The 15,794-nt window shown below is 35.1% G+C and carries 13 protein-coding genes; 4 read left to right on the forward strand and 9 right to left on the reverse strand.

What is annotated here, in order from left to right:
- The first annotated feature begins 226 nt into the window (after nt 1-226).
- The 3 genes from B6F02_RS10475 (at nt 227) to B6F02_RS10485 (ending at nt 4,984) form a co-directional block, all read left to right on the forward strand.
- Nucleotides 227-871, forward strand: a complete 645-nt coding sequence (locus B6F02_RS10475) for a YczE/YyaS/YitT family protein (protein ID WP_080147289.1) — start codon at nt 227-229, stop codon at nt 869-871.
- A gap of 249 nt (nt 872-1,120) precedes the next feature.
- Nucleotides 1,121-2,695, forward strand: a complete 1,575-nt coding sequence (locus tag B6F02_RS10480; RefSeq protein WP_372924832.1) for an Nramp family divalent metal transporter — start codon at nt 1,121-1,123, stop codon at nt 2,693-2,695.
- Nucleotides 2,696-3,055: 360 nt separating this feature from the next.
- Nucleotides 3,056-4,984 carry a BCCT family transporter gene (locus tag B6F02_RS10485; protein ID WP_080147291.1) on the forward strand — a complete coding sequence of 643 codons (1,929 nt, stop codon included), beginning with the start codon at nt 3,056-3,058 and terminating at the stop codon, nt 4,982-4,984.
- Between the two features lie 814 nt (nt 4,985-5,798).
- Here B6F02_RS10485 and B6F02_RS10490 read toward each other — a convergent pair.
- The 8 genes from B6F02_RS10490 to rplM all read right to left on the reverse strand — a co-directional run bounded on the left by B6F02_RS10490 (nt 5,799) and on the right by rplM (nt 13,934).
- Nucleotides 5,799-6,683 (reverse strand): ROK family protein, encoded by an 885-nt coding sequence (locus B6F02_RS10490; RefSeq protein ID WP_080147292.1) that lies wholly within the window; start codon nt 6,681-6,683, stop codon nt 5,799-5,801.
- A gap of 115 nt (nt 6,684-6,798) precedes the next feature.
- A complete protein-coding gene (locus B6F02_RS10495; protein ID WP_080147293.1) occupies nt 6,799-8,295 on the reverse strand; it encodes a glycoside hydrolase family 32 protein in 1,497 nt (498 codons plus the stop codon).
- Complete coding sequence (locus B6F02_RS10500) at nt 8,295-9,137, reverse strand: carbohydrate ABC transporter permease (RefSeq protein ID WP_080147294.1); 843 nt, start codon at nt 9,135-9,137, stop codon at nt 8,295-8,297. Before B6F02_RS10500 ends, B6F02_RS10495 begins: the two co-directional genes overlap by 1 nt.
- Nucleotides 9,130-10,011: a carbohydrate ABC transporter permease gene (locus B6F02_RS10505; protein WP_080147428.1), complete on the reverse strand. Its 882-nt coding sequence runs from the start codon at nt 10,009-10,011 to the stop codon at nt 9,130-9,132. Before B6F02_RS10505 ends, B6F02_RS10500 begins: the two co-directional genes overlap by 8 nt.
- Before the next feature lie 166 nt (nt 10,012-10,177).
- Complete coding sequence (locus tag B6F02_RS10510) at nt 10,178-11,464, reverse strand: ABC transporter substrate-binding protein (protein WP_080147295.1); 1,287 nt, start codon at nt 11,462-11,464, stop codon at nt 10,178-10,180.
- Between the two features lie 131 nt (nt 11,465-11,595).
- Entirely contained in the window at nt 11,596-12,585 is a 990-nt protein-coding gene (locus B6F02_RS10515) for a LacI family DNA-binding transcriptional regulator (RefSeq protein WP_080147296.1), read from the reverse strand.
- Between the two features lie 499 nt (nt 12,586-13,084).
- The gene (gene rpsI / locus B6F02_RS10520; RefSeq protein WP_080147297.1) at nt 13,085-13,477 is read right to left on the reverse strand and encodes a 30S ribosomal protein S9; all 393 of its coding nucleotides are present in this window, start codon (nt 13,475-13,477) and stop codon (nt 13,085-13,087) included.
- A 13-nt stretch (nt 13,478-13,490) separates the two neighbouring features.
- Nucleotides 13,491-13,934 carry a 50S ribosomal protein L13 gene (rplM, locus tag B6F02_RS10525; protein ID WP_306293717.1) on the reverse strand — a complete coding sequence of 148 codons (444 nt, stop codon included), beginning with the start codon at nt 13,932-13,934 and terminating at the stop codon, nt 13,491-13,493.
- Nucleotides 13,935-14,331: 397 nt separating this feature from the next.
- Here rplM and B6F02_RS10530 point away from each other — a divergent pair, with 397 nt between their 5' ends.
- Nucleotides 14,332-15,258, forward strand: coding sequence for an ATP-grasp domain-containing protein (locus tag B6F02_RS10530; RefSeq protein ID WP_218672193.1), 927 nt, complete (start codon nt 14,332-14,334; stop codon nt 15,256-15,258).
- 174 nt (nt 15,259-15,432) lie between these two features.
- On the opposite strand, the gene B6F02_RS10535 is transcribed toward B6F02_RS10530, so the two are convergent.
- Nucleotides 15,433-15,717, reverse strand: a complete 285-nt coding sequence (locus B6F02_RS10535) for a YkvA family protein (protein ID WP_080147299.1) — start codon at nt 15,715-15,717, stop codon at nt 15,433-15,435.
- Nucleotides 15,718-15,794 lie beyond the last annotated feature (77 nt).

A 15,794-nucleotide genomic window follows, 5' to 3' on the forward strand; every position in this document is an offset into this window, starting at 1 on the left:
AATAACTGACTGAGAAATAGGTTGAATGGCCAAAGCTGAATAAATCTTCAGCCACTTGCTCTATTTGAAGTATTATACTAAGTCCTTGGATCTCTTATTTTAGAATTTTTAAAATCGTCTTATTTTTTATAAATGAACTTGAAACTATGATACACTTAAATTATCTAAGTACTCTACATACCCAATTTTTAGTTTATTATGTTATCCAGCGTGAGGAGAAGTAGATATGCAGCAAGTAAAAAGATTTAGTTTAATGCTTATTTCTATGGTTTTCGTGGCGTTTTCAGCTTCATTAACGATCAAAGCTGCTATTGGGTTAGCAGCATGGGATGCTATTGCTCAGTCACTTTCTCATCTTTCCGCAATACAAGTAGGTACAATAGGAATGGTGCTGAATATATCATGTGTAGTCGGACAAATGATTCTTTTAAAAAGAACATTTCCTCCCAGACAATTTTTACAGATTCCTATTAGTGTTCTATTAGGAGTGCTGATCAACTACTTTTACTACACTTTTTTTGCTTCTTTGACTTTAGATAATTATGCAGTCACTTTAGTTATATTTTTAATCGGTACTGTTTTAGCCTCTTTCGCAGTAAGTATGGTCATGGTTCTGAATATCATTACGTTCCCTCTAGAAGGTTTCTGTATGGCTTTAGCTAAAAAAACAAAATATCATTTCGCGTTTATACGTCAAATGGTCGATATTCTGGCTATCTTCTTTACACTCGTTCTAACCTTTTCGCTCGATGTTCCTATGACAGCGAGAGAAGGAACAGTAATTGGAATGCTTATATTTGCCCCGTTGATGGGGTTTTTCATCAAAAGACTTCAACCGATTATCAACCTTAAAACAGAAAAAACAGTCTGAAACAGAAAATGCCCTAAAAATCTATCATACGTATAGATTTTTAGGGCATTTTTATTGCTTACCATCTGATATTAGACTCTAAGTATTCTCTATTCCGCTTTTCAAATGTCTAAAATCAGAATAAGTTTTCTGTCTTTTTTATTTTAAAATTCAGATTCTGCATAAATTTTTATTTATTTTTAGGTTACCCTTATTTTTTCTTTAGATTAACCTTAATTAGGTGTATGATATAGACAAAGAAAAAAAGGGGTGGTTACTTTGAGCCATAATCATAATAACTCACATAAACAAAGTCTTCTTCATCATTCAAACGGTCTTTCATTAGAGGAAGTCAATGGATCTGTCACAGTTCCTAAAGGCAAAGGATTCTGGAAAACCTTATTTGCCTATTCTGGTCCCGGCGCCTTAGTAGCAGTTGGGTATATGGATCCGGGAAACTGGTCCACTTCCATCACCGGGGGACAAAATTTTCAATACTTACTCATGTCTGTCATTTTACTATCCAGTTTGATTGCTATGCTATTACAATATATGGCTGCTAAACTAGGGATCGTCACTCAAATGGATCTCGCTCAGGCTATTCGAGCACGTACAAGTAAAAAACTGGGCATTGTATTATGGATCTTGACGGAACTAGCCATCATGGCTACGGATATCGCAGAAGTCATCGGTGCAGCGATAGCGTTGTACTTGCTTTTCAATATTCCATTAGTATTTGCTGTTTTTATAACCGTCTTCGATGTTTTACTATTACTGTTATTGACTAAAGTAGGGTTCAGGAAGATTGAGGCTCTGGTTGTCTGTCTGATTTTTGTTATCCTTTTTGTATTTGTCTATCAAGTTGCGTTATCAAATCCTTCTTGGGTCGCAGCATTCAAAGGATTGATTCCTACTTCAAAAACATTTGCTACTGATCCAGCAATCGGTGGACAGACTCCCTTAACTGGAGCCTTAGGCATTATCGGCGCAACTGTAATGCCTCATAATCTTTACTTACACTCTTCTGTATCTCAAACTCGCAAAATAGACCATTGTGATGAGGCGAGTGTAGCCGAAGCTGTCCGCTTTTCAACGTGGGACTCAAATATTCAATTAACAATGGCTTTCTTTGTCAATGCACTGCTTCTAGTTATGGGGGTAGCTGTTTTTAAAACTGGTGCCGTAAAAGATCCTTCATTTTTCGGACTCTATCAGGCACTTTCTGACCCTTCTACTCTAAGCAATGGATTTTTGATTACTGTAGCTAAGTCGGGGCTGTTATCAACATTATTTGCAATTGCTCTCTTAGCTTCTGGACAAAATTCAACGATCACCGGTACACTTACCGGTCAAGTAATCATGGAAGGCTTTATCCATATGCGTATGCCTATATGGTTAAGAAGATTGGTTACTCGGTTAATATCTGTTGTTCCTGTACTGATTTGTGTCTTGATAACCAGCGGTAAAGGAACGATTGAAGAACATGAAGCTTTAAATACGCTTATGAATGATTCTCAAGTATTTCTAGCTTTTGCCCTACCCTTTTCCATGATTCCTTTACTCATGATGACCGATAGTCAAGCAGAAATGGGTGAAAAATTTAAAAACACCATACTTGTTAAATTATTTGGCTGGATCTCTGTTATCAGTTTAACGAGTTTAGATTTAATTGGTCTGCCCGGACAAATCGAAGGATTCTTTGGAGATAATGCTTCTTCCTTCGATATTCTTCTTGCAGATTCCATCGCTTACGTAATTATTTTTCTAGTCCTATTACTATTAGCCTGGACAATTTTTGATTTATATAAAGGAAATAAACGAGTGGCAGCTTTGGAGAATGAGTGACAAAGTAATTAATAAACTTATCTATATATTTAAAAATTTGTTGTTTTTTATTTTTTCAAAATCTGCTGTTTCCTTTTTTTATCTTTAATGATCCATTCGGCTGCCTCTAATATAGTTTCAGCTATATGATCAGGGGAAACGTGACTACATAAGTGACGGTAAGTTGCCTATTTCTTTAAAAAAAGTAAGTGACTCCTTAATGAAAGATAGCCGTCAACATGTTAAACAAGATTAGATAAATAAGTAAATGCCATTATTTACGTAGGAAGTATAACCCAGCAATTCTAACAGTCTCGACCTGTAGACTGTTGAACTGGGTTATTTCTCCCTCCATATAAAATATGAAAGGATCGATCACAAGTGGACAAAAAAAAGAAACCCGAAAGAAAGAAGAGGCCGCCTAGAGAAGAAACGGAATTCGACAAAAGACTCGAATCAGAAAGACTTCTAGCTAAAAAGCTTCGCAAAGAGGAAGTAGACGCTCGAAAAGAAGCAATCAAACAAAGAGAACGATTCAAAGGACTTTCTTTCAGACCAACAGTATCTTTATTTGATAAAGAAGGAAGAGAAGAAGTTGGAGAACGAAACTGGGAAGGGTATGGATTTGATATTCATCCGGAAGTAACTATACCCTCTTCTATCATACTTGCTGTTTTTATTGCTGTAACGTTATTATTCCCTCAACAAGCTCAAGTATTCTTTGAAAATACTCTCGATGTTATTTCCAATACTACTGGATGGTTTATGATCTTTTCGGCTAATATTTTTATTATTGCAGCACTTTATTTTGCTTTCAGTCGATATGGATCTATCGTCATAGGCGGAAAGAAAGCCAAACCAGAGTTTTCTCGTTTCTCCTGGTACGCTATGCTGTTGAGTGCAGGAATGGGTATTGGTTTATTATTCTGGAGTGTTGCTGAGCCAATTACTCATTTAGGAACTCCATCACCTATGTTCAATATGGTCGAACCAAACTCGCCTGGTGCTGCTCAATCAGCGATGGCTTCCACGTTTTTCCACTGGGGTATCCATCCTTGGGCAATCTACGCCATCGTAGGACTAGGGCTGGCTTTCTTTTCTTATAACAAAGGTTTGCCGTTAACAATCCGATCGTTATTCTATCCGCTGATTGGAAACAAGATCTACGGATTCTGGGGAAATATTATTGATATTCTTTCTGTGTTAGCGACTCTTATGGGGCTGGCGACTTCTCTTGGTCTAGGAGTAGCGCAGGTAAATGCCGGATTAAATTATCTATTCGGTATTGGTGTCAGTCCAACTACACAAGTTATTTTGATTGCAGTTATTACAGGTTTCGCTACTATCTCAGTGATTATGGGACTAGATGGCGGAGTCAAGCGGTTAAGTGAAATCAATATGATTTTGGCTGGTGTTTTCCTAGTATTTGTATTAATAGCCGGTCCAACGATTTATATCTTGAGCGGTTTTACTCAGAATATTGGTTACTATATGGCTAATTTTATTGAAATGAGTATGTGGACTGAAACATTCCAAAACAGCAACTGGCAAAGTGCCTGGACAGTATTTTATTGGGCTTGGTGGATCTCTTGGTCACCATTTGTCGGGATGTTTATTGCTCGTGTTTCAAAAGGACGTACGATTAAAGAGTTTATAATCGGAGTTATTATCATCCCAACTACTGTCTCATTCATATGGATGAGTGTCTTCGGAGGAACAGCTATTTTTCAAGAGTTGACTGGTGTCAGCGATTTGATAACTGTTATCAATATTGATGAATCACTCGCTCTCTTTGCTCTTTTAGAAAATCTGCCTTTCACCCAAATTCTGTCATTTGTCGGAATTATACTGGTGACAGTGTTTTTCGTTACTTCTTCAGACTCTGGTTCTCTTGTTGTCGACCATTTAACCTCTGGAGGAAAGCTCGAATCACCAGTTCCTCAGCGGATTTTCTGGGCAGTCATGGAAGGAGTTGTAGCAGCAACCTTACTAGTTGGCGGAGGTCTGTCAGCTTTACAGACAGCTTCAGTTATTACCGGGCTGCCTTTTACACTGATCCTTCTGACAATGATTTATTCACTGTATTTAGGACTAAGACAAGAATTCCTGATTGAACGGGCTGTAAAACAGAAACTGCAAAGAGTTACGGATGATCATATCATAAGCGAAGTTATTCAAACTAGAGTTCAAGACGAAGCGCTTGTAGAAGCCGTTGCCGAGAAGTTGGTCGAAGAAGAACGGAATCACTCTCAAGATACTTCAGTTACTACAGACGAAACAAATAACAAAGATATCACTGAAAAAAATTAAATAAACTAGTTCAACCCCTGAGAGTTAGAATCTTCATTCCAACTTTCAGGGGCTTTTTGTGTAGTAGAGCCAATACCCTTTACCTTGAAAATAAAAAAGCAGAACTAAAAGTAATCTCCCATAGGACCCAGATAGGCTTATTTGAACTATAGAAAAATTTTAAATATTCTCTTCTTTCAATCCCACTATAATCGCCTCTTTTTTGATTTTGCTACTGGAATAAATCATAGCTAATCCGTAGTCCATATAAGAGAGCTAACATAGAATAGATTTTCCAGTTAAATCATTTTGATGAAACTTTTCGGTGTCATGCCCATTGATTTCAACATCGCAAACTTTCTTTTTCTCAGTGGTCGTATAATTCAGGTACGATTTCATCACTTACTTCTGCGTTCAGTGCTTTTGTTTCGATAGTATTTTCTTCTCCATCTTCCATTAAATATAGTATAGTTTGGTGAACAATCTCCATTATATTGTGCGTTGTTTCAATAATAGTATTCTCGTAAAATAGATGATTGGACTAATTCAGTAAACTGCTGATTAAGTCAAAAAAAAGAACCTCGGATTTACGAGGTTCTTTTAGAATATAAGAATTGTATTCTTAACGTTTTGAGTTCTACGATCGCTACGCTCACTTCGCATACTATATCCGTACGTCACTGAAGTTCCTACGGCTATAGCAAATTGCTCCAATTCAGTAAACATTTATTAAATAAAGGTTCTTTTGTATAAACATGCATGTTTTAGGTTATAAGGTCGCTATTATTTACTTTGGATACTACTCTAACCTTTAAAAATATAAACTTATATTTTTTTACTGAACATTTTTACTTGTTTTATAAAGAGCTTTTTCGGCTAAAGCTAGTCCTCCTATAATACCAGATTGCTGTCCTAGTTTAGGCGTTACAATATAACGATCTATCTCTGGTATTTGCACGTACCCTTTCAACATATGTTCAAATTGACTTCGGACTTTTTTTACAAGATGGTCTTGTTGCATTACGCCCCCACCTAAAACAATCATATCCGGAGACAACATTAAGGTTGTGTTATACATGCACTGAGCAATATAATCGGCTTCTATTTCCCAAAAAGAATCTTCTTCTGATAAGTCTTGCCCTTTTACTCCGTTTCTTTTTTCAATTGCAGGTCCTGCAGCCATTCCTTCCAGACAGTTTCCATGAAAAGGACAGTTCCCTTTGTAAGTATCTTTTGGATGAGGCACCACCTTCATATGGCCCATTTCTGGATGGCTAAAACCTTCTATCAATTCACCATTAAGTATTCCTCCGCCTCCGATTCCTGTACCAATTGTAAAATAAACGATATTAGAAGTTTTCTTTTCATACCCTTTAACATATTCTCCATATGCTGCTGCATTAACATCGGTTGTTAATGCTATTGGTACATTAAAAAAGGTTTTTAACTTACCAAGAAAATTATAGTTTTTCCACTTTTCCTTAGGAGTTGTTGTTATAAATCCATATGTTTCAGAAGTTGTATTTACATCAATTGGACCAAACGATCCTACCCCGATACTTTTTAAATTATCCAAATATTTATCAAAGAATTCTTTTACTAGACGCATTGTTTCCATAGGAGTTGTTGTAGGAAAGCTGACTTGTTCAATTACTTCTAAGTTTTCATTTCCAATCGCACAAACAAATTTTGTGCCCCCTGCTTCTATTGATCCATACAATGTTATGCCTCCTCTAATTTATATCATCAATCCTGACTACCCAGATCCAGAAAATGATCTACTCTGATAATAAAATTAGCTTTTACTATTTTTATTATCAGAGTCTAGAAAAGGATTAGCTATCCTTTTCTAGATTTAAATCAATATTTGCTGTTGAGAGTTTTTCTATTTTTATTTCTTCTAAACTTTCAAGTACAATTTCTGTAAATTCCTCATCAAGATAAAAAGTATTTGTCATCGTCACTTCATCATTAATAAACAATTCCATTGAAGAGGTATCAATAAATAGTTCAATATTCAATTTTTCTCCAAAATAAGGGATGGTCTTCGAAGACACGACCGTTTCTTTGCTCTGTTCATTTGTTATTTGAACTCTTGTAAATTCTCTTGAAAAATAAAAACTCTTTTCTAAATGATTGTATGAGAGTACGATTTCTTCATTTGTTTTATTAGAAAATGTGATTTTAAAATCATTCAATTGATTTTTTTCAAGTTCCATACTTAAATATTGAATTGGCTTTTGAGAAATGATAGTTTGATTGTTAATTGAAATATCATATTCATTCATTTGATTACATTTATATGATTCAATACTATCAATTACTTTTTGCTTTAACCTTTGGCCATCATTTTCTAGTTTTCTAGGCAAAGTCATTTGACCAGCCCAACCATGCGTTTGTTCATCGGTTGGAAAACTTTTTCCCCATGCTTGCATCCATGAAATAACTACTGGTCCATCTTTAGTAACAACAGTCTGTGGTGCATAAAAATCTACCCCATTATCCATTTCTTGGATCGTATTCATTTTAAAGACAAAATCATTCCAGTCTACTTCACCTTCAATTAACCACGAAATATGATTATAAAATTTACCAGTTTTTTCATCTTCATAATTCATTGCACTTAAAACAAAATATTCTTTCTCACCTACTTGAATAAAATCCGGACATTCTACCATAGTTCCTAAAAATTTATTATAAGGGAAAAAGACAGATACATATTCCCACTCTAATAAATCTTCAGATTTATATAACAGGACTTGTCCCTTGTTGTCATTGGTTTTTGACCCAATGACACAATAATACAAGTCATCTTTTTCAAATATTTTCGGGTCTCTATAATCAACTATTGAAGACCCTTCAGGAATATCTTTTTCTGTTAGGACAGGATTATTTTTATATTTTTCAAATGTAATCCCATCATTCGAAATAGCAATATTCTGGTTCTGCCTTGTTAAATTTTCATCAGTCTCATCAGGTAGGTGTCCAGTATACATTACGTATAACTTCCCATCTTTTTCAATGGCACTTCCAGAGAAACACCCTCCCTGGTCATATTTTTCGTCTGGAGCTAATGCAACATCTAAATGTTCCCACTTGATAGCATCTTTACTTTTGGCATGTCCCCAATGCATCGGTCCCCATTGCGACTCATACGGATAATATTGATAGAATAGATGGTATTCATCTTTATACATCGAAAACCCATTTGGATCATTTATCCATCCAATAGGTGCTGCAAAATGATAAGCCGGATAATATTTCTTATTTAATTTTTCAGTATTTGATTCTATAAAATTATTTGCTTTTTCTATTGTAAACCCTTTTGTCATTATTTCACTCCTGTTCCTGAACTACTTAAACCTTGCACTAAGTGTTTTTGGAAAAATACATATATCAATATTAAAGGAATCGTTGATATTGTTAATATTGCCATTACTTGATTCATATATACCGGTTGTGTATTATTGATGTTTGTTATTGCGACTTGAAGAGGATACATTTCGGATTTTGTCATAACCATCAAGGGCCAAATATAGTCATTCCAACTCATAATGAAAGATAGCGTACCTACAGTGGCAATAGCTGGTTTTGACATTGGGAGCATAATCTTCCAGTATATTTTAAGTTTAGAAGCTCCCTCTAACATAGCCGCCTCTTGAAGTTCTGTTGAAATTGCTCTAAAGAAAATTGTAAACATATATATATACAATGGAGTAGCTACCATCGGTAATATAACTGCAAGTGGCGTATTCAGTATCCCTAATTTCTCAGTGACGACAAATTTCGTAATCATAATGGTTTCTCCAGGAATAACTAGTGAAGCAATCATCACTGCAAACAGTATTTTTTTTCCTTTAAATTTAACAGTTGCAAAAGCGTACCCTGCTAATGAATTGACTATTATAGATCCTATTGTAACGCTTGCTGCGTAGAAGATACTATTTGCAAGATATCTTATAATATTAAATCTACTAAAAATTTCTTTATAAGGTATGAGCCAATCACTAATCTTCATTGAGGGCAGAAATGCTTCAAATGATCCCATATCACTATATATTGCTGCTTCTTGTTTCGTTGATGAAACCACCATCCACACTAAAGGAAAAATAAATAAAATGGCTAATAGTATACTTAAAAAGTGATATAGAATAGTTGTTGTTTTATTAGTCATTTGTATCTTCCCCCACAAATTTTCTTTGGATAATCGTAAAGATAATGATCATACCACCATACATAACCGTTAATGCGCTAGCGAACCCAATTTGTCTATCAGTAAATCCTGTTCTAAAGATATAATAAACTGGTGTTAGGGTAGAATTCAAAGGTCCCCCTTGCGTCATGACCATTGGTTGAATAACTAATTTAAATGCATCAATTAAAGTTGTTGTAAGAATTAAAAGTGATGTTGGTTTCAGCATTGGTAATGTTATATTTATAAGCTGCTGCCATTTATTTGCACCATCTATTGTGGATGCTTCATATACTTCTTCAGGTATATTCTGTAATCCTGCTAAAAAGATCAGCATTTGATACCCAGCACCTTGCCATGCGGATACAAATATAATCACGTACATCGCTTGGTTTGGACTACTGAGAAATGGCTGTGCAGGTATTCCAAATGTTTGTAATACTTCATTTAATAAACCTGATGATGGATTTAATAAATATAGCCATAAAACAGATACTACAACCAGTGACATAACTACTGGAGAAAAATAAGCCACTTTATAAAATAAAGTTCCTCTACGAGATTTATTTACTAGCAATGCTAAACCTAACGCTGTTCCTACCTGAATAGGCATAATGAATATAACAAACTGAAATACATTTACTATACTCTTGCGAAATTGAACATCTGATAATAGAGATTTGAAATTATCTAGTCCAATAAATTTTGTGAGATTAGGTGTTAGCATGTAATAATCTGTAAGTGAATAATATAAAGACATTATTGCAGGTATAAAGAGAAATAGTCCTAGAACAATTAATGATGGCAATAAAAACATATATCCTGTCATATTTTCTTTAAAAGAAGTATTATTCATGCTATTTCCTTTTTTTAGTTTCAAACCTGTATTTCCTCTAAAAATACCTTTTATACTTTTCATTGTTCAACTCCTTATTGATATACTGCTCCAATATTTACTTAAATTATGTAGTAGTATTTTTACCGCATAAGTTTAAAATACTACTACATAAAGTCAGTCTATATTACTTAAGATTATTTTGAATTTCTTCTGCTTTTGATTCTAATAAAGCTTTAATATCTTGATTTTGTTCAAAATAAGTTGATTCAGTAACAGCTTCTTGGAAGCTTCTACTTACTTGCGGATAATTTATAAGTGTTGGACGAGCTTTACCTGTTTTACTATTTTGTTCTATCAACACCTGCATTGGTTCTCCTACTTCTTTTAGCATACGATCAGCCACTGATTGTCTTGCTGGAAGAACAGCATTTCCCATACTCATATCATATAATTCTTGTTCAGATGTTAAGAATTCAATTAACGCACCAGCTTCTTCTGGTTTTTCTGTAGATGAAGTCATCCCATATGCCCAACTTCCTGTTGGACTAACTAATTCATTTGTGTCTGGAGAAACAGGGTATGGCATAATTCCGTAGTCAATATCTTTATATTCATTATCAAGTTCTTGAACTGTCCATGAACCACTCATATATAAAGGATATTCTCCTGTGTGAAATCCTTTATCCACCGGAGTAATAGTAGAATAACCTTTCTCTACAAGATTTTGTATAAAATCGAATGCTTCAACTGACTCTTCAGAATCAAAATATCCAACAGCTTCGGTTCCATCTTCATTGGTTATATCTCCTCCAGCAGACCAGACAAATGGTGAAAAAGCATATAATAACCATTCAGACTGATCATCAAACCCCATATTTAAGACTGGTTTGTCATAATAAGTATTTAATGTCTCTAATAAAGTATTAAACTCATCCCATGTCCAAGGATCATCTACAGTTGGAAGAGAATCTAATTCTATTCCAGCTTCTTCCAGCATAGGTTTATTATAGAAAAATCCTACGCCCGATTCTGAGTATCCAATTGAATACAGTTCGTCATTATATGTGCCTTGTTCAATAATACTTGGTAAAAAGTCTTCAGAGACCTTTACGTAATCATCTAACGGTTGAATAGTTTTAGAATTAGCATATGCAGCTGTGTTAGGTCCATCTAACGTTATAACATCTGGTAATGAATTGGTTGTAAGGGCTGCATTTATTTTATCTTCATACCCACCGCCAGAGCCACTGCGAGGGATATATTCAACAACTGCTGTAACTCCTAAGTCATTAGTTTCATTAAATTCTTTTACTGATTCAGCCATTACTTGACCTTCAGCAGACTCTTCTGAGTATTGAACCCACACGCTTACTTCATCAGATTTTGAAGCGTTATCTTCTCCTCCATTCCCACATGCCCCTAACAATAGTGCTGTACTCATTAACAAGATACTTTTTCCTCTTTGATTCATTTTATTTCCTCCTTTTTGTAATCGCTTTAGATTTGATTAAAGTATATGTCATCCGGTTTCATATGTCAACCGGATGACATAAAAATATAAAATATTTTTTTCTTGTTAACCGGAGGATTTAGATTCCTTATTTACTTATGATTGGTCGTTTCAGAAAGATATAGTTCTACAGGTAAAACAGATTCTAACTTCACTTTCTTTCCTTTTAATAATTTCAACAAAACATTTACCGATTCATTGGCTAACTTTTCTATTGGCTGCACGATTGTGCTTAACTCTGGTACCAACGCTCGCATTGACTGCGTACCATCGAATCCAATGATTTTTAACTCAGAAGGAATACTGAATCCCATATTTTTTGCTACATTCATAAATAATTTTGCATTTACATCGTCTGCAGCAAACACTCCATCATATGTGAAATCCTTTTCAAATATTTCTTTAATAATTCTATATTTTTTATCAAACTTTTCTTGAAAAGGAATTTCTAAAAAGTTAGGTTCTAATTTATTTTTCTTTATCTCATCGACGTACCCAATAGATCTATCATTGGCAGGCGTCTCTATAGTCTTATCTCCAATAACGCACAATATATTATGACACCCTTGATTAATCAGTTCCCTTGTTGCTAATTTTCCTCCGTTATAATCATCACTCTGAACCATAGGAATATTTTTAGTCAATTTTCTTTCAATTGAAACAATTTGATTCTCATAATTTTCATATTCAGAAATATCTACATTGTGAGAGCCTACTATAATTCCATCTACTCTTTTTTCATTTAAAAGTCGTAAATACTTTTCTTCATTTTCAGGATTATTTAAGCTATTGCATATAAATAAGTGATATCCATATTTGGCTAATGCTTTTTCAATATAAAAAGTTAGCTCTCCAAAAAAAGGGTTCTCTGTTGTAGGAATAATCAGAGCAATAAATTTACTTTCATTACTAAAAAAAGATCTTGCCATTTCATTAGGAATATAGTTTAATTCTTTAATTGTTTTTAAAACGTTTTCTTTCATATCCTCACTAATATACCCTCGATTGTTTAACACTCTAGATACTGTAGTAACAGAAACTCCAGCTTTTTTTGCTACGTCATGTATAGTTACTCGTCCCATATAAGCCCTTCTCTCATTGTATACATTTACTATGGTTCATTATATTTTTAAGTAATATTTCCATATAATATCATCATAGATATTTATTCTATCATGTTCAATGATCAATATTACTCTATATTATTAAATAATTTAAGTTAGAATGATCTAATTTTATTTTTTTGCCTTCTTTGACCTGTTTTTAACGGTCAGGCTACTTTAAAGCATAAGTATTTTTCATCTACTACTTTACGACTTAGCTTTTTTTATAATTACTGTCACACAAATGGATATATCAAATTTATTTGAGGTAAAAAAAGAACCCCAACGAATGAGGTTCTCCAAGATAAATATTAACGTTTTGAGTTCTACGATCGCTACGCTCACTTCGCATACTATATCCGTACGTCACTGACGTTCCTACGGCTATAGCAAATTGCTCCAATTCAGTAAACATTTATTAAATAAAAAAGAGAGCCTCATTCTCATAAGGCTCTCTGTACATATAAGAATTGTATTCTTAACGTTTACTGAATTGTGGTGATTTACGCGCTTTTTTGCGACCTGGTTTTTTACGTTCAACCATACGAGGGTCACGAGTTAATAGACCAGCAGCTTTTAGTGGGCCACGGAAGTCTGGATCAACTTGTAATAGGGCACGAGCGATACCGTGACGAGCAGCGCCTGCTTGTCCAGCATATCCTCCACCGTTAACGTTGATTCTGATATCGTAGCTATCTACTGTATCAGTTACAGCTAGTGGTTGTCTTACAATTAGGTGTGAGCTTTCAAAGTTTAGATATTCAGTGATATCTTTTCCGTTGAATGTGATGTTACCTGAACCTGGAGTCATAATAACGCGAGCTGTTGAGTTTTTACGACGGCCAGTTCCGAAATATTGTACTTGAGCCAATGGATGTCCCTCCTTAAATTAAGTTCGTGATGTCTAGTGTTTCTGGTTGTTGAGCTTGTTGTTTGTGCTCAGGTCCAGCATATACGTGTAATTTTTTGAATTGAGAACGTCCTAATGAGTTATGAGGAAGCATTCCTTTGATAGACAATTCAATTAATTTTTCAGGTTTTTCAGCACGTAGAGTTCCAGCAGATACTTGTTTCAATCCACCGATATATCCTGAGTGACGAGAGTAGATCTTGTCACTTGCTTTTTTACCTGTCAATTTGATGTTTTCAGCATTTACTACGATTACGTTATCGCCAGTGTCGACGTGTGGTGTATACGTAGGTTTGTTTTTTCCGCGAAGAATAGATGCAACGACTGCAGATAGACGTCCTAAAGGAATATCTGTTGCGTCGACTACATACCATTTACGTTCGATGTTGCTTTCATTCGCCATAAAAGTTGTACGCACGATCTTGACCTCCATAAATTTCATATTCGATTTCAGTTTTTTTGATTTCATTCATGCTCTAATGCTGATTAGTCTTGCGAATAGTACAGAACTTTTTCTTGGATCAGAGCTCGTTTTGTTTGTGACATAACAAGTTTCCGGGGCTTATCATGGTGGCAAACAATACCATATAACATAGTAACTCGAATGAAAGAATAAGTCAACTAAATATTCAACTTTTCCAAATATTTTGTAACGAATAAATCGATACTTTGCTTTAAAAATTTCAGAAGAATTGTGCAGAGTGAATGGTTTATGAGCAGCCGCTCTGTTTCTGGATACTCTTTTTTATTATAATGGTAGTACGAATATTATCTTCGAAAGAAAAAGTCGTACAAACCTAGTTTATGAGGGAGAAATCAAGATGAAAAAAGTACATGTCATCCACGAAAATATGGATTGGACGCGTCATCTGTTTGCACGTTTGGATGAATTAAACGTACCTTACAGTAATTGGGATTTATCAGATGGAATGATCGATATCGAAGCACTTCCGGATGAGGGGATTTTTTATAACCGAATGAGTGCTTCTTCTCACACAAGAGGAAATCGCTATGCTCCAGAATTGACTGCCCAAGTGCTGAACTGGCTGGAATTAAAAGGCGCGAAAGTAATTAATGGAACAGGTGCCATCGAACTGGAAGTCAGCAAGTTAAAGCAGTACACGGCTTTACAAAAGCAGGGCATTCAAACTCCTAAAACCATTGGAGCTGTAGGAAAAAAGAATATTCTTAAAGCAGCAGAAAAGTTAAATGAGCTTCCATTCATCATTAAGCATAATCGTGCCGGCAAAGGATTGGGTGTACGTCTGATTTATTCTATGGAGGAACTGTCCGATTATGTAGAAGGTGCCGAGTTTGAAGATTCCATTGATGGTATTAGCTTGATTCAGCAATACATCAAGCCGGCGGATGGACACATCATCCGCTCGGAATTCATCGGGGGAGAATATTTCTACGCCGTGAAAGTAGATTCTAGTGACGGATTCGAGTTATGCCCGGCAGACGTATGCCAAGTTCCTTCGCAGCAACCAACTCCAGCTACAAATAAGTTTGAGATTATTGAACGTCTTCCCGAAGAACAGATCGAGCGTTATAAAGCTTTCTTGAAAGCACAGCGTATTGATGTCGCTGCCTTGGAGTTTATCATTGATGAAAAAGGTGATGTTTACACTTACGATGTCAACACGAATACCAATTACAACGCTGAAGCAGAAGAACGTGCCGGCAAGTACGCAATGCTTGAACTAGCAAAATACTTGAAAGTAGAACTTGAGAAACTGTAAAATCAATCATCGTTTAAAAAGAACGCTGTGCGAGCTGGGGACTCTCCCTAACTCTGTATCAGCGTTTTTTCTGTACAAGATTTACACGTTATTCATTCTGTTATCCTAAAAACAAAAGAAGCACTCTCCTTTATGATGGAAAGTGCTTCAATGATGGTGATTCGATCAGTTACTTTATTCGAATTTTTCAGCGTCTTTTCTGACTCGGACTGCTTCTGGTGCTTTACCTTTGGAAAGCAGTTTTTCTGCAATGATCAATAAGATCGGAACGATTACATCATCCGCGTACCCCGCTACCGGAATAAAGTCAGGAATCAAATCGATCGGACTGACGATATAAAGAACGATGGCCAATACCATTAGTTTTTTCCTAGTCTCTACTTTTGTATCAAAAAGTGAAGTGACCAAAGATTTAATTTGTGTCATTGGAGTCTTTTTTAGTTTTTTATTCATTTTCATTTATAAGCATCCTTTTTATGATTGTCTTGAATTCATTTTCTGTCTTATTCACAACATCCATTTTGTACAGTATTAGT

The sequence above is a fragment of the Marinilactibacillus piezotolerans genome, from assembly GCF_900169305.1.
In the GTDB taxonomy this organism is placed as follows: Bacteria; Bacillota; Bacilli; order Lactobacillales; family Carnobacteriaceae_A; genus Marinilactibacillus; species Marinilactibacillus piezotolerans_A.